The sequence below is a fragment of the Bradyrhizobium sp. GW821-FHT12B03 genome (assembly GCF_058807535.1).
In genome coordinates this window covers 39605-55050 of sequence record NZ_JBXAQU010000021.1, presented here as the reverse complement: position 1 = coordinate 55050, position 15446 = coordinate 39605, and the positions used below count along the sequence as shown (strand labels likewise).

General features: G+C 63.0%; 13 protein-coding genes. 9 read left to right on the top strand and 4 right to left on the bottom strand.

Going from position 1 to position 15446, the window contains the following annotated elements:
- Window positions 1–9: 9 nt before the first annotated feature.
- The gene (locus AC1RUR_RS31100; RefSeq protein WP_492851174.1) at window positions 10–138 is read right to left on the bottom strand and encodes a hypothetical protein; all 129 of its coding nucleotides are present in this window, start codon (window positions 136–138) and stop codon (window positions 10–12) included.
- Window positions 139–943: 805 nt separating this feature from the next.
- Between AC1RUR_RS31100 and AC1RUR_RS31095 the strand changes: the two genes are divergently transcribed.
- The gene (locus AC1RUR_RS31095) at window positions 944–1867 is read left to right on the top strand and encodes a septal ring lytic transglycosylase RlpA family protein (protein WP_492851172.1); all 924 of its coding nucleotides are present in this window, start codon (window positions 944–946) and stop codon (window positions 1865–1867) included.
- 46 nt (window positions 1868–1913) lie between these two features.
- Here AC1RUR_RS31095 and AC1RUR_RS31090 read toward each other — a convergent pair whose 3' ends face one another.
- On the bottom strand, window positions 1914–6620 hold the full coding sequence (locus AC1RUR_RS31090) for a beta strand repeat-containing protein (RefSeq protein WP_492851170.1): 4707 nt from the start codon (window positions 6618–6620) through the stop codon (window positions 1914–1916).
- Between the two features lie 369 nt (window positions 6621–6989).
- Here AC1RUR_RS31090 and AC1RUR_RS31085 point away from each other — a divergent pair, with 369 nt between their 5' ends.
- From AC1RUR_RS31085 to AC1RUR_RS31070, 4 genes are all read left to right on the top strand, one after another.
- Window positions 6990–7670 (top strand): phage tail protein, encoded by a 681-nt coding sequence (locus AC1RUR_RS31085; RefSeq protein WP_492851168.1) that lies wholly within the window; start codon window positions 6990–6992, stop codon window positions 7668–7670.
- A 116-nt stretch (window positions 7671–7786) separates the two neighbouring features.
- Window positions 7787–8314, top strand: coding sequence for a phage tail protein (locus tag AC1RUR_RS31080; protein WP_492851166.1), 528 nt, complete (start codon window positions 7787–7789; stop codon window positions 8312–8314).
- A gap of 37 nt (window positions 8315–8351) precedes the next feature.
- A complete protein-coding gene (locus AC1RUR_RS31075) occupies window positions 8352–8900 on the top strand; it encodes a phage tail protein (protein ID WP_492851164.1) in 549 nt (182 codons plus the stop codon).
- Between the two features lie 2 nt (window positions 8901–8902).
- The gene (locus AC1RUR_RS31070; protein WP_492851162.1) at window positions 8903–9421 is read left to right on the top strand and encodes a GNAT family N-acetyltransferase; all 519 of its coding nucleotides are present in this window, start codon (window positions 8903–8905) and stop codon (window positions 9419–9421) included.
- On the opposite strand, the gene AC1RUR_RS31065 is transcribed toward AC1RUR_RS31070, so the two are convergent.
- Window positions 9418–10374 (bottom strand): alpha/beta fold hydrolase, encoded by a 957-nt coding sequence (locus tag AC1RUR_RS31065; protein WP_492851160.1) that lies wholly within the window; start codon window positions 10372–10374, stop codon window positions 9418–9420. The two genes, AC1RUR_RS31070 and AC1RUR_RS31065, sit on opposite strands and share 4 nt — an antisense overlap.
- Before the next feature lie 152 nt (window positions 10375–10526).
- Here AC1RUR_RS31065 and AC1RUR_RS31060 point away from each other — a divergent pair, with 152 nt between their 5' ends.
- Both AC1RUR_RS31060 and tmk (AC1RUR_RS31055) read left to right on the top strand, forming a co-directional pair.
- Entirely contained in the window at window positions 10527–11789 is a 1263-nt protein-coding gene (locus AC1RUR_RS31060) for a D-alanyl-D-alanine carboxypeptidase family protein (protein WP_492851158.1), read from the top strand.
- A 2-nt stretch (window positions 11790–11791) separates the two neighbouring features.
- Entirely contained in the window at window positions 11792–12487 is a 696-nt protein-coding gene (gene tmk, locus AC1RUR_RS31055) for a dTMP kinase (protein ID WP_492851156.1), read from the top strand.
- Here the strand turns inward: tmk (AC1RUR_RS31055) and AC1RUR_RS31050 are convergent.
- Window positions 12447–13505, bottom strand: coding sequence for a hypothetical protein (locus tag AC1RUR_RS31050; RefSeq protein WP_492851154.1), 1059 nt, complete (start codon window positions 13503–13505; stop codon window positions 12447–12449). The genes tmk (AC1RUR_RS31055) and AC1RUR_RS31050 overlap by 41 nt on opposite strands.
- A gap of 121 nt (window positions 13506–13626) precedes the next feature.
- Between AC1RUR_RS31050 and tmk (AC1RUR_RS31045) the strand changes: the two genes are divergently transcribed.
- The gene (gene tmk, locus AC1RUR_RS31045) at window positions 13627–14322 is read left to right on the top strand and encodes a dTMP kinase (protein WP_492851152.1); all 696 of its coding nucleotides are present in this window, start codon (window positions 13627–13629) and stop codon (window positions 14320–14322) included.
- Window positions 14319–15365 (top strand): DNA polymerase III subunit delta', encoded by a 1047-nt coding sequence (locus AC1RUR_RS31040; RefSeq protein ID WP_492851150.1) that lies wholly within the window; start codon window positions 14319–14321, stop codon window positions 15363–15365. Before tmk (AC1RUR_RS31045) ends, AC1RUR_RS31040 begins: the two co-directional genes overlap by 4 nt.
- Window positions 15366–15446: the final 81 nt, after the last annotated feature.

The following is a 15446-nucleotide window of genomic DNA, read 5'->3' as shown; positions in this document are numbered from 1 at the left end:
CGATCCGGCCTATTTCCGGTCGGGCAGCGTCACCGGGACGTGCGGGGAGGTGCTGATGACCCGGGGGCTTCCGTCCGGATAGGTCCGGCCGCCGCGGATCAGCGATTCCAGGACCAGGAAGAACTTCTCGGCAAGCATGTGCGTCACCTTCGTTGGTGATGGCCTCTTGAAATGGGTCGAGGCGCCGAACGCGGAAATTCAATCAACTAAACGGGAGCAGGACAATTCCGGGCGAACGCCGGTGTTGCGGCGCGGTGCGGTCGTGGTCGGAAAAGCGGGGATGAGTTTGCCTGCGATCAGGCGAAGGCCAACGCCACCAGGCTCGAGCACAACAGCACCAGACCGCCTGCGGTCAATGCCAGGAAGCCATCGGATACGAGGTCATGGTTGCGCATGGGACACCTGCCGCTCTCGTCTTCGATGCTCGATCGGATCGATTAAAATTGTCCGAACGTGCCGCCTTGAAAGAGGTGATGCTTGCCGTCCGCTTGAGTGCCTTCAGGCCCTCGTACGGTAACCTTCAAACGCATGGGCCAGGAAGATCCCCGCGCTTACCAGACCCATCAGTGCCGAAACCGTCTCGATCATCGTTAAATTCCAAATCCCGCCCTTGCATGCGAGAGAACGCGTGCGGCCTTGCACAGTCAAAAGAATTCCAGTGCGTGGCGCGACAATGGGGGTGGAGTGAGGATTTGGCGCAACAGAAAGTCCGGGAGTGGCACAGAGCCGGGGCTCACGCTCCGTAGATCAACGGGGGAAGCGAACGCGCCGTTTACCATCCCACCGGGTTCGCTGTGGGCTCCCCATTTCCGCCGTGTTCGGGTTGCGTTATCCTTACTACGTCCGACGCGGTGGTGGGCCGCCTCGGATTGGATGACCGGATAGGGCTCCCCGTAACCTAAGCGGGTTGGGCACGCCTCCGGCGGAATGGTATTTGGGGCGAATGGGGATCCGACGGTCAGATTCGGTTTTGCGGGCCGCGCGTGGTGTTGCGGCGGCCGCGACCTGCCTCGCGCTCGCCAATTGCGCGTCCTCCAGCAAATTCGCCAGCCGCGTCGATCCGAAATACGGCGTGTCCTCAAGCCCCCGTGTCGTGGCTTTGGGGGACCCGGTCCCCAAGGGCGGCGGCACCTACCGCGTCGGCAAGCCCTATGTCGTGGCCGGCCGGACCTATGTGCCGGAAGAGGACGTCAACTACCGTGCCGAAGGCATGGCGTCCTGGTACGGCGATGATTTTCATGGCCGGCTGACCGCCAATGGCGAGGTGTTCGACATGACCTCGCTGACGGCGGCACATCCGACCCTGCCGATGCCGTCCTATGCGCGGGTGACCAACATCTCCAACGGCAAATCGCTGATCGTCCGCGTCAATGACCGCGGTCCCTATCATGGCAACCGGCTCATCGACGTCTCGAACAAAGCCGCCGAACTCCTTGAATTCAAAGGCAATGGCGTCGCCAAGGTCCGCGTCGAATATGTCGGCCGGGCGCCGCTCGAAGGTTCCGACGACCGCCAGCTGATGGCGACGCTGCGCACCGGCATTCCGGCGCCGTCGCCCTCGATGGTCCGGGTCGCTTCGGCGAGGCCCTTCGTGCCGGAGCTGCCTTCGTCGAACCGCGGCGCCATCCGCGGCGAGGTGCCGATGCCGGAAGGGCGGCCCTTCAATCTCGGCAACACCTCCGCCGACATGGCTTCGCTGAATGCGACCTCGGAGATGTCGGCCTCGAGCCGCAGCCGGGGCCGGGCGCTGCAGAACGCGCGCGCGGTGTCCTATGACGAGGACGGCCGCTATGCCGCCGAGCGCGGTCCGTCGGCCGACGGCGCCGCCGAGGCCCGCAGCATCCTGAGCGGCCGCGGCCTGTACTAAACTCAGCAGGCAACCTGGCAGTGGCGCATCGGCGCCGGGTGGCGGATCAGAACGGGATGCGCGCGCGTCCCGTAAAGGTCCAGATCTGCGTGTTGCCGCCGATGCCGCCGAGCTCGGCGCCGAAGCCGACCGTGGAGCCACCTGCGAGCCGGGCGCCGATGCCGCCGGTGACCCGCGCCGACCAGCCCTGGAGCAATGGCGTCGAAGCGAGCGGCACGGCGCCGGCGGCAACGATCGCGGCTGCGTCGTCCTGGGTGAAGTAGTAATCGGCATAGACGCCGGCATAGGGCATCAGCAGCACGCTATCGAGCCACGGGATGGGATAGGAGACCCTGCTGCCGGCCGAGGCGCGGCCGCTGGAGAAGGTGCGGGCGGCCTGCGAAGTGCCGAGCGAGTCGACATAGGCGTTCTCACGCTCCCACAGCGCGTAGACCTTGGCCGACGGCTCGATATTGAAGTTTGCCCAATTGTAGCTTCCGGTGAAGCCGGTCGCGAGCATCCAGCGATTGCCGTTGAAATTGCCCTGGGCCGTGCCGGCGGTGCCGTCATAGCCGATGCCGGAATAGGTGACCGCCACGTCGTAGCGCAGCGTCGGGATCATCTTCCAGCCGAGATAGGCGCCGACGGTCCAGCCGTCGCCCTTCAGCTTTCCGTTGATGTCGGTCTGGGTATAGCTGAAATTCTCGTAGCCGCCGACGACGCCGACCAGCAGGTCCGGTCGGGCCCGGTAGGTCAGGCCCGACAGGAGATTGATCTGCTGGCCGTAGAGCGTGGCCTGGTTCGCACCCTGACCGATATTGCCGGACGAGCCCCAGCGGTCGATGCCGGTGCCGCGCACGTCGATCCAGAACAACCAGTCCTTTTGCTCCTTGAAGCGCGCCGCCGGTGCCTTGGTCGGCGCCGCCCGGTCGATCGCGGCAAAGGCCTCGTTGATCCGCGAGGAGCCGCGCCCGCGGCCCCCGGAATAGGCGTTGGAGCCTTGAGATGCGGATTGCTGATCGGATTTGGGCTTGTCGTCCTCATCGCCGTCGGGCGCGGCGGCGAAATTGACGCGCAGCCCGCCCGCGCCGGGCGTGATGTATTGCCCGCCGTCGCTAAAACCCTCGGAGATCGCGGTGTCGATCGATCCGGAGATCGCCTGTCCCGAGCTCTGCGCCACGATCTTGGTGACGTTGACCTGGAGCGCGCGCAGCTTGGCGCTGTCGGCGGGAATGTCGACTGTCTGGTTAAGGGCCGGGGAGGTCGAGGCGTTGAAGGAGGGGCTGCCGCTATAGGTCGCCGTGATCGTGTGGCTGCCGACGGCGAGCGTCGTCATCGCAAAGGTGGCGACGCCCGCCGAAAGCGTCGATGTGCCGATCGGCGTCGTGCCGTCGAAGAATGTCACCGTACCCGTCGGCGTCCCGCCGGTGCTGTGCACATTGGCCGTGAACGTCACCGACTCGCCGTAGCTGCTCGGATTCTTCGAGGAGGTGAGCGTCGTCGTCGTGGCGGACAGATAGGTGAACCTGTCTGCAGCCGAAGTGGGCGACGTGCCCCCGACCGACGTCACGGTCACGTCGACCGTGCCGGCGCCAGCCGGCGATGTCGCCGTGATCGATGTTGCCGAGTTCACCGTGAAGCTCGTCGCATTGTTGGTGCCGAATTTCACTGCGGTGGCGCCGGTAAATCCGGTCCCCGTGATCGCTACGGACGTGCCGCCGACCGCCGTTCCGGAGGTCGGCGAGATCGAGGTGACGGACGTTGTGGGCGTGTAGCTGAATTGATCCGACGCCGATGTGGCGGACGTTCCGCCGGGTGTCGTGACCTTGACATCAACTGTGCCGGCTCCGGCTGGTGAGGTCGCGGTGATCGTTGTCGCGTTGACGACCGTAATGCCTGTCGCCGACGCCACCCCGAACACAACGGCCGTCGCGCCGGTGAAATTGGTGCCGGTGATGGTGACATTGGTGCCGCCGCCGCTCGGGCCTGTCGTCGGCGAGATCGAAGTGACGGTGGGGGTGGGAACATAGCTGAATTGATCCGATGCCGATGTGGCGGATGTTCCGCCCGGTGTGGTCACGGTGATATCGACCGTGCCGGCGCCGGGCGGCGAGGTTGCCGTGATCGAGGTCGCCGAATTGACCGTGAAGCTGGTCGCGTTGGTCGCGCCGAACTTGACTGTCGTCGCGCCGGACAATGCGGTGCCGGTGATGGTGACCGACGTTCCGCCCGTCGTCGGGCCCGCGTTCGGCGAAACCGATGTCACCGCCGGCGTCGCGGCGTAGGTGAACTGATCCGCCGCGGATGTGGCCGTCGTTCCGCCAGGTGTCGTGACCGTGACGTCCACCGTGCCGGTCCCGGCCGGAGAGGTCGCGGTGATCGTTGTCGCGTTGACGACCGTAATGCCTGTCGCCGACGCTACTCCGAACACCACGGCCGTCGCGCCGGTGAAATTGGTGCCGGTGATTGTCACCGACGTGCCGCCGGCGAGCGGGCCGCCTGTCGGCGAGATTGATGTCACGGTCGGCGTGCCGAAATAAGTGAACTGGTCAGCCGCTGATGTCGCCGAGGTGCCGCCCGTTGTCGTCACCCTGACGTCAACGGTGCCGACGCCGGCCGGCGATGTCGCGGTGATCGACGTTGCGGAATTGACCGTGAAGCCTGTCGCTGCCGTTGCCCCGAACGTCACGGCGGTGGCGCCGGTGAAATTGGTGCCTGTGATGGTCACCGAGGTGCCGCCCGCCGCCGGCCCCGATGTCGGCGAGATCGAGGTGACGGTCGGCGAGGGGATATAGGTGAACTGGTCCGCCGCTGATGTCGCCGAGGTGCCACCTGTTGTCGTCACCCTGATATCGACCGTGCCGGCTCCGGCCGGCGAAGTGGCCGTGATCTGGGTTGCCGAATTGACGGTGAAGCCGGTCGCGGCCGTCGCGCCGAACGTCACGGCCGTCGCGCCCGTGAGATTGGTGCCGGTGATGGTCACGGAGGTGCCGCCGTTCCCCGGACCTGACGTCGGTGAAACCGAGGTGACGGTCGGTGCCGCGACGTAAGTGAATTGATCGGCAGCCGAGGTTGCCGATGTTCCGCCCACGGTTGTCACCGTGACGTCGACCGTGCCGGTGCCGGCGGGCGAGGTCGCGGTGATCTGGGTTGCCGAATTGACGGTGAAACCGGTTGCCGCCGTCGCGCCGAACGTGACCGCGGTCGCGCCTGAGAAATTCGTACCCGTGACGACGACGGTTGTGCCGCCAGTCTGCGGACCTGCCGTCGGTGAGATCGAGGTGACGGTCGGCGGGCCGACATAGGTGAACTGGTCCGCCGCTGAGGTTCCGGACGTGCCGCCGGGGGTTGTTACCCTGACGTCCACGACGCCGGTCCCGGCCGGCGCTGTCGCCGTGATCGACGTCGCTGAATTGAACGTGAAGCCGGCCGCGGCTGTTGCGCCAAACGTCACGGCCGTGACGCCGGTGAAATTGGTGCCGGTGATGGTCACCGAGGTGCCGCCGGCCGTGGGCCCCGCCGTGGGCGAGATCGAGGTCACGGTGGGGGCGGCGATATAGGTGAACTGGTCCGCCGCCGAGGTCGCCGAGGTGCCGCCTGTTGTCGTGACCCTGACATCGACCGTGCCGGTGCCGGCCGGCGATGTAGCGGTGATCTGGGTCGCCGAATTGACGATGAAGCCCGTCGCCGCCGTCGCACCGAAAGTCACGGCCGTTGCGCCGGAGAAGTTGGTGCCGGTGATGGTCACGGAGGTGCCACCGGTGCCCGGACCCGAGGTCGGAGAAATCGAGGTGACGGTCGGTGCGGCAATGTAGGTGAATTGGTCGGATGCCGAAGTCGCAGACGTCCCGCCAGCGGTCGTGACCCTGACATCGACCGTGCCGGTGCCGGCCGGCGATGTAGCGGTGATCTGGGTCGCCGAATTGACCGTGAAGCCTGTTGCTGCCGTCGCGCCAAACGTCACCGCGGTCGCGCCGGAAAGGTTCGTGCCGGTGATGATCACCGTGGTGCCGCCCGTCTGCGGACCGGCCGTCGGCGAAATCGAGGTTACCGTCGGTGGGCTGACATAGGTGTACTGATCGGCTGCCGATGTCGCAGACGTCACGCCATTGTTGGTGACGGTGACATCGACGGTACCGGCGGAGCCAGCCGGCGCGACCGCGGTAATCTGCGTGTTGGAATTGACCGTGTAGCTTGTTGCGTTGGTGGCGCCGAACTTCACGCCGGCGGCCCCGGTCGTCCCGGTAAAATTCGCGCCGGTGATGACGACGCTGTTGCCGCCCGCGGTCGGGCCCGAGGTCGGAGAGACAGCCGTTACAGATGGCGTCGGAAGGTTGACGGTGATCGTAAAAGACGTGTCGGTAAACTCAGGATTGAAATTGCACTGATTGGCCACCGTGCAGGCGCTTGCGTACCAGATCACAATCGTGTCGGTTCCCCCGCCCGATTGCGTGTTGAGCGTGATGTCGTACTCAGGGAACGACGTGAAACCGCCATCCGGTACGGGAACGAGCGTGTAAGTTCCCTTGCTCGACGTGTAGCTCAGATTCGTAGGGCTGAGGCCACCAGCGGTCATCGGATAGTTGTTGAAGGCATCAACGTTGGGGTTGGCGCCGTTCGATGAGCCGTAAAGACCCCACGCCACGCTATTGTCGGTGACGCAAAGACCGACCGTGTTACCCCCGCCGGTGCCGTTGATTGTGATGGTTGCACCGCTTGCCGAGCCGGTCGTGAAATTGCACGCCGCATTCGCCGCCGCCATGGCGCCGAGCATCAAGATGGTTGCGAGGCAAATGCGTTGAGCTGCGCTCCCAACGGCCCGCAATAGGCGCTGCCAGCTTCGGCGGCTGTAAGCCGGGCCCGTCCATTCCCCGGCTATTTCTGGCACGGCCACAGCAATCGCGTGACTCACCGGCCCCCCCTGCGGCGGCTCTCGACAAGCGAGCGGCCGCGCTGAAATCCCTGATTGTGTAAATATTCGCGTATATTCTTGCGTGTATTAAGGATCGGACGCCGCAAGCAAATGCAAGCACGTGCAGGCCGGAACGCTCCGAAACCTCACCCATCAGCACTACTTTCCGGCGAACCGTTGCATTGCGGCAACAAATGCGTGCTTCCATGACAATTGCCAGAATGGCGATTTATGGTTGTGCTCGTGCTTGACTGTCAACGCAGGCTGATCAACAATCTAGGCGAGTGCGCCTATCAAAATTCATTCTTTAATTTAAGTCGTGCCGTCGTCGTTAGCATCGTCACACGACAGGTCACTTGGTTTTTTGGGGGAGGGGTTATGCCGTACCAGCCTGTCATGGGGCAGATCATGCCTTTCGCCGGCGCGATAATTCCGAGGAATTGGGCGCTCTGCAACGGAGCGTTGCTTGCGATCCAGAACAATCAGGCCCTGTTCTCGTTGCTCGGCACCTACTATGGCGGTGACGGAGTCAGGACGTTTGCGCTTCCCGATCTGCGTGGCCGCGCTATTCTTGGTTCGAGCGGCACCGGCGCATATCCGGTCGGCATGATCAGCGGATCGGTGTCGGTCAACATGACCGGTCTCCAGCTGCCGCAGCACAATCATCTCATCCAGGCAACTGCTGCGAACGGCCAGGGACGAGGTGCGACTCCCGACAACAACATTTTTGCGACGAGCACAGCGCCGGTCGGCAAGAACATCTTCCTGGCCGCAGGCAATGCCGAGACCCCGCTGGCGACCGGCACGAATTTGGTGAACGAGGGCGGCGGCCAGCCGCACAACAACATGCAACCCTATCTCGTCATCAGCTATCTGATCGCGATGCAGGGCACCTACCCGTCGCGAAACTAGCAACTCCCCAGATCGGTCTCCACCGACCAGATCAAACTTCAACATGTCAAACCAATCGCGCGTCTTGTCCATCGGCACAATCAGCCTGGCGCGCACAGAGAGAGGGGAGTTTCGCGATGGCAGATCCGTTTGTCGGCGAGATACGTCTGTTCGGCTTTCCGCGAGTCCCGGACGGCTGGTTGGCTTGCAGCGGGCAGTCGCTGCCGATCTCGCAATACGACGTCCTTTACACGATAATCGGCACGACTTACGGCGGCGACGGAGTGCAGACCTTCAATCTTCCTGATCTGCGCGGTCGCGTTCCGATCGGCCAGGGCACTGGACAGGGCCTCCCCACCTATGCGCTTGGCCAAATGGCGGGAGAGGAAAATCATACGCTGATCGAGGCGGAAATGCCCGTGCACAGCCATTCGCTGATGTCGTCCACGGCCACCGCCGACACGGCAACCCCAGGATCGACGGTGCACCTGGCAACGTCTTCAGCCGGCAACCTCTATGCTCCGGTCATGAATGCCGCTCCCTACTCCACGATGGCTCCTTGTGTCACCACGGCAGGCAACAGCATCGGACATAACAACATGATGCCGACCGTCGTCGCCAACTACTGTATCTGCTTCGCCGGAATTTTTCCGTCGCAGGGCTAGGCCGCCCGCGTATCGCGCTCGTCCCGAGGAAAGCAACATGTCAGATCCCTTCATTGGCGAAATCCAGGCGTTTCCGTTTGCCTTTGCGGTTGGCGGCTTCAACAATATATGGCTGCCTTGCTTCGGGCAGCTCGTCGCCATTCAAGGCTTCACCCCGCTGTATGCGCTCATCGGCACCAACTTTGGCGGCAACGGCACGACCAACTTCGCTTTGCCAAATCTGAACGGCTCGGTCACGGTCAGTCAGGGCACCGGGCCGGGATTGCAGCCGCGCGTGGTCGGCGAGACCGTCGGCAGCGCCCAGGTCAGTTTGACCACCGACAACATGGCGATGCATACGCACGCGCTGCAACTCGGCAGCAATTCCGCGCAAAATGCCGCGCCCGGTCCTGGGACGGGCATGAACATGGTCGCGCTCAATCCGGTGTTCAACGGCTTCGTGGATCCGCCCGGCAATCTCACCTTTTCGGGCAACGCCGTCACATTCACCGGGCAGGGCCTGCCTCACGACAACATGCAGCCGACTCAGGCCTTGGTCTGGTGCATCGCCACCGGCGGTATCTTTCCGAGCTTCAATAACGCGTAGGCATGATTGACGGCAGCGCGTCGCTCCACATTATTCCGAACGATCCGGATTTGCGACTGCGGCCAAGCAATTCCTCTGACGCGTCGTTCACGTGGCGGCTCTTCCGCGAGGTCAGGGGCGAACAATTCATCGCGGCAGGGTTGTCTGGGCCGATCCTCGAGCAGATCCTCGAACAACAATTCCGCAGCCAGACGGCCGGCTATGCCGCGCAATTTCCAGGCGCGATCTCGTCGATCGTCACACGAGACGGGGGCGATATCGGCCGGCTGCTGCTTGATTGCGCAAGCCAGCGCTGGCACATCGTCGATATCGCGCTGCTGCCGGACGCGTGCGGTCGCGGCGTTGGAACCCAGATCATCGAAGCTCTCGAAGCGGGCGCACGGCAGCGGAACGTCGTGGCGCTGACACTCTCGGTGCTCGCGACCAATGTGCCGGCGCGCTGGTTCTACCTGCGGCAGGGATTTGCCGAGGTCGGGCAGCCGGGGAGCTCCCACATTGCAATGAGGAAAGATCTCGCCTAGCGCGCAGCCGTCTCGCGCAGGAACTTCAGCAGCGCGGCGTTGACCTCGTCGGGGCGCTCCTGCTGGACCCAATGGCCGGCGCCGTCGATGATCAGTCTTCGCGTGAGATTTGGGAGTACGCGTTCGAGTTCGTTGACGCGCTTGGCGCCGATCAGGCCGGTGATGACCGCGTCCTTCGAACCGGCGATGAACAGCGCGGGCTGGTGGATCTGCGCATCCTGCCAGGGCGCCGTCAGTTCCCAATTGCGGTCGAGGTTGCGATACCAGTTCAGCCCGCCGCGGAAGCCGGACTTGCGGAAGGTCTCGGTGAAATAGGCAAGGTCAGCTTCGCTGAGCCAGGCGGGCAGGGGCTCCTCGACGGTCGCGTGGCCGAGAAAGCCCTTGCCCTCCGGCACGAACATCGCCGCGGAGGGATCGGCAAGGCCGCGTCCGCCGAGCACGATGCGCATGGTGCGGGCGACGTCTTGCTCGAACTCGGCCTCGGCGACTCCCGGTGCCTGGAAATACTGCCAGTAGAAGTTGGTCACGCCGCCCTGGCGCAGCAGGTCGAGCGGCTTGCCGCGGCCGCGAAATGGCGGCGGCACGCTCAAGCCCGCCACCGCCGTGAAGATGTCGGGCCGAAACAGCGCCGCATGCCAGGCAACCGGCGCCCCCCAATCATGGCCGACCACCATCGCCTTGCTCTCGCCGAGCGCCTGGACGAGGCCCACGATGTCACCGACCGTGTCGAAGATCGAATAGGCGCTCGCATCAGCCGGCGCGGCGCTCTGACCGTAACCGCGCATGTCGGGGGCGACGACATGAAAGCCGGCGGCTGCCAGCGCCGGAATCTGGTGGCGCCAGGAATAGGACAATTCCGGCCAGCCATGGCACAGCACCACCAGGGGGCCCTGGCCGGCTTCGCGGATGAACAGATCGATCCCGTTGGCCTTGATCACGCGGGTGGAAGGCATCGCTTTTCCGCCTTGTTTCAGGGGTTTGGTCGCGAAATATGAGGTGCCACGATAGGGGCGTGACGAGAATCGTGCAATCTCGGGGGCGGCGACCAGCCTCGTGTTGTTCGCGCCGGTTCCAACTGTTAGAACGCCGCTCTCAGGGCTTGGCCATGGCATTTCGTCTTTTTCCGCTCCACCGCAACCGGTTCACCGCCGGGGCGCTGGTGCGCGGGCTGATCGCTGCGGCTCTGGTCGCGGGCATCGGCTGGGGCGGGGCGCTCAACGCCGCCAACCAGAGCATCCAGGGCGCCAAGAAGGCGGAAGATTCCGGCTTTGACGGCGATGCCCCCACCGCGATCCTGATCGAGGCCTCCAGCGGCAGCGTGCTGTTCGAGAAGAACGCCGACGAGCTGCGCGCACCCTCCAGCATGATGAAGCTGATGACGGCGGAGGTCGTGTTCAACGCCATCAAGAAGGGCGACATGAAGCTGACCGACGAATACCGGATCAGCGAGAATGCCTGGCGCAAGGGTGGGGCGCCGTCGGGCGGCTCGACCATGTTCGCCGCCATCAACAGCAAGGTCTCGGTCGACGATCTCCTGCACGGCGCGATCATCCAGAGCGGCAACGATGCCTGCATCGCGCTGGCCGAAGGCATCGCCGGCAATGAAAAGATCTTTGCCGCCGACTTCATGACCAAGCGCGCCCGCGAGCTCGGCATGACCAAGTCGACTTTCGGCAACTCCAACGGCTTGCCCGACCCCGGCAACAAGATGACGGTGCGGGAGCTCGGTATCCTCGCCCGCCACATCATTCTGGACTTTCCGGAGTTCTACAAACTGTTCGGCGAGAAGGAGTATACCTGGAACAAGATCCGCCAGCCCAACCGCAATCCGCTGCTCAATTCGATGGACGGCGCTGACGGCCTGAAGACCGGCTACACCAAGGAGGGCGGCTACGGCATGGTCGGCTCGGCGGTGCAGAACGGCACGCGGCTGATCGTCGTCGTCAACGGGCTCGAAGATCCCGACGATCGCGCCACGGAAGCCAAGAAGATGCTGGAATGGGGTTTTCGCAATTTCGAGACCCGTACGCTGATCGCGGCTGAGCAGCAGGTCGGCTATGCCAAGGTGTTCGGCGGCGAGAGCCGTTCGGTGAAGCTGGTCGCCAAGACGCCCGTGAAGGTGATGGTGCATAAGAACGGCAGCGACAAGCTGATCGCGCGTGTCGTCTATAGCGGTCCGGTGCGGGCCCCGGTCGAAGCCGGCCAGAAGGTCGGCGTGGTCAAGGTCTGGCGCAGCGGCAATATCGCGGTGGAGACGCCGGTCTATGCGGCTGAAGCGGTCGGCACCGGCTCGACCATGCGCCGCGCCATCGACGGCGCCAGCGAGCTCGTGATCGGCACGTTCCGCGCAGGCGCCGAGAAGCTCTGACCATGAGTGAGAATGATTCCATCTTCGTGCCCGCCGCTTCAGATCGCGGTCGCTTCATTACGATGGAGGGCGGGGAGGGAGTGGGTAAATCCACGCAGTGCGGACTTCTCGTAGAATTCTTAAGATCCGCGGGAATCGAAGCAGTCGTAACGAGGGAGCCAGGCGGCTCCGATGGAGCTGATCAGATTAGGCAATTACTCGTCACCGGAGACGAGGATAGGTGGGATTCGCTTTCCGAGACTCTTTTATTATTTGCTGCTCGCAGAGATCATGTAAACCGAACAATCCTGCCTGCGTTGAAGGCTGGGCTTTGGGTAGTCTGTGATCGCTTTTATGATTCGACAGTTGCGTACCAAGGCTTTGGGCACGGCGTGGATCGAGATTTTCTAGACATCTTAAACAAACGTGTGACTTTCGGTCTTGAGCCGGATCTCACCTTTATTTTAGACGCTCCTAGCGATCTCGGTGTTACACGTGCTCTCCAACGCGGCGGCTTGGAAAATCGGTACGAAAAACTTGTAACCGAATTCCACGAAAGGGCTCGTAGAGGCTTCACAGAAATCGCAAATCTCCAGCCTTCTCGATGTCACCTTGTAGACGCGACCAAGGGAATAGACCTTACTTGGCAGACCATCGAAGAGAGCGTCGTCGCGCGCTTCAGCCTAAAAAAGAAATACTCCGCTCAATCAACTCCATAACGCTGCTAACTCGCCGCGCAATGTTTTCGGCGTTGCCGGTTGTGGCATCGAGTTGTCTGGCTTTTTCTGCGATCTTCGAGAGGGTCTTTCTAGGGTCAGCTCCGGCTGCTGCTTCCTTCTTCAGCTCCTGTCCATACTTTTCTGCAAGCTCGGGGTGTGGCCCCAAAGAGTCGATCACTTGATCTAGCCGTTTTTTGAGTTCTCGAGCCAGATCAGGGGACTCATTTAAAAGGTTGAAAGAGACGAATTCAGCCCTATTGCCGAGCCTCCGTTCACGCGGACAGGCGCAAGGAATTTGGTCGCAGTAAGGACAACCGAGCCTATACCTTTCAGTGAATTTTTGCTGCAAATCATCGTCTCGGCGCTCAAATCCCACCAAGCTCCAATATCCAACGAGCCATGCAAAGAAGTCCGCGGAGTCGTTTTCTAGTCTCTTTTTGGCTCCGCTTGCGTTCGCCTCGCTGGCATTTCGATATTTTCTAAATCCGTTTGCCAGCTTTCCGGTTTCGCGCAGTAATTTTGCCGGGAAGAAGAATCTGTTTACGCGCCACCGGGCTAGGTTTACGGGATAGATGTCTGAAAAAATATGAGCAAAGCGATTAAGATCAAACGGATGGCTTTTGCCCTCGTCAAGCTTCTGGCTGAGAATGAGACTGTCGGCTCGACCGCGAAGTGTTTCTTCCCGATTGCCGGCAAGGTAGCTGGCTCTTTGGGGCAACTTGTGCGTCCGCTCACATACGCAGACGCCTGCCAAGCAAGTGGGACATAGTTGCGGGTAACGACCAATTACGCACGATTGGACGTCAATGCTGGTCCGGTTACAAAAAGCGAAATACCAAGAGAGGGCCTTCACGAAGGTCGAATGATAGTCGTTCATCTCGAACGGTGAGGTCGTGTCGGATACTGCTTCGACCAACCGCGCCAAAATCGCCTCTATCCCCAACTCGCCATTGGCTTTCCTATAGACATTCTCCATATGGGCTTGAAGCTCAGCAACCGACTCGCCACCATGCAACATCGTTCCGTTCCCATTTTGTACGCTTCACGCAAAGAGTTCCGAGCAATACGTACAGGTTCTTGGTTGTTGTGACCACCTCGAACTATCCCAAATTGCTGAAAGGGCCTCGACCAACACGCTCATGAGCAAACTCGGTATTACGCAATATGGTCCCTGCAGCTTGCGAGGCAAGTTTGTTACTTTCGAGGGTGGTGCGGCAGCGGGCAAGTCGACCCAGATCAAGAAGCTTGCCGATCGGCTCAAGGCTGCCAGGATGCGCACCCTCGTGACGCGTGAGCCCGGGGGCTCGCCGGGGGCCGAGATCATGCGCCATCTGGTGCTGTCGGGCATGGGCAAGCTGCTTGGACCCGAGGCCGAGACGCTGTTGTTCGCCGCCGCCCGCGACGATCATGTCCGCACTGTGATCCAGCCCGCGCTCAACCAGGGCGCCTGGGTGCTGTGCGACCGTTTCGCCGACTCCACGCGCGCCTATCAGGGCAGCCTCGGCAGGGTTTCGCCGGCTCTGATCAACGCGATGCAACGCGTCACGATCGGCGATCTCAAGCCGGACCTCACCATCATCCTCGACCTGCCGGTCGAGATCGGCCTCCAGCGCGCCGCCGTCCGTCGCGGCAGCGGCACGCCAGACAGGTTCGAAGGCGAGCAGCTCAGCTTCCACCAGGGTCTGCGCGATGCCTATCTCAAGATCGCGGCGGACGAGCCCGAGCGCTGCGTGCTGATCGATGCCAATTCCGATCCGGATACGGTCGCAGGGCGCATCTGGACGGCACTGCGCGAGCGTCTCCTTCCGACGCCGGCCTCGGCGGTGTCGGTATGAGCCCGCGTCAGGCCGAGCGCGAGAGCGCCATTCCGCACCCGCGCGAGACCAGCCGTCTGTTCGGCCATTGCGAGGCCGAGACGGCGCTGCTTGCGGCCTATCGCAGCGGGCGCATTCCGCATGCCTGGCTGATTGGCGGCCCGCAGGGGATCGGCAAGGCGACGCTGGCCTACCGCATGGCGCGCTTCGTGCTCGCCCACGGTCAGCCGCTCTCGCCTGCCGTGCAGCGTGCCGAGAGCCTTGCAGTCGACCCTGAGAACACCGTGGCGCGCCAGGTTGCCGCAGAGTCACATGGCGGGCTGCTGACACTGGAGCGCACGGCAAACGACCGTGGCGTGATGCGCACCGTGATCACCGTGGACGAGACGCGCGAGACGATCTCGTTCTTCGGCTCGACGGCAGCCGCCGAAGGCTGGCGCGTCTGCATCGTCGATACTGTCGACGAGCTCAATCCGAATGCGGCCAACGCGCTGCTGAAGATCCTCGAGGAACCGCCGCAGCAATCGCTGTTTCTGTTGGTGAGCCACGCGCCTGCGCGCGTGCTCGCCACAATTCAGTCACGCTGTCGCAAGCTGCGCCTGCGGCCGCTCGGCACGGACGAGGTGATCAGTGCGGCCGCCGAAGCGGCCGGTCTTGCTCCGACCGATCTGGCATTGCGCGAAGCGGCGGAGGCCTCGGAGGGCAGCGTCGCGCGGGCACTGACCTTGCTCGGCGGTGACGCGCTGAAACTCCAGCAGCGCACGGCGGCGCTGCTGGCGCGCCTGCCGCAGGTCGATCCGCGTGAACTGCACACGCTCGGCGATTCGCTCGGCACCAGCGACCGCGTCGCGCTTGCGGCCTTCATCGACGGCATCGATCGCTGGATCGCGGAACGCCTGCATGCGGACGAGGCCAATGCCAACCAGAACCTGCCGCGCCTTGCGCGCCTAGCCGAGGTATGGGAAAAGATCGTCCGCGCCGCGCGCGACACCGAAACCTACAATCTGGAGCGTAAGCCCTTGGTTTTCTCGGTGTTCGGCTGGCTGGCGGACGCAACGCGCTAGGGCATGATCCGGAAAAGTATGTAGCGGTTTTCCGAGAGGATTATGCTCAAAACAACAGCCTAACGCAGGTTCGTTTCCAAA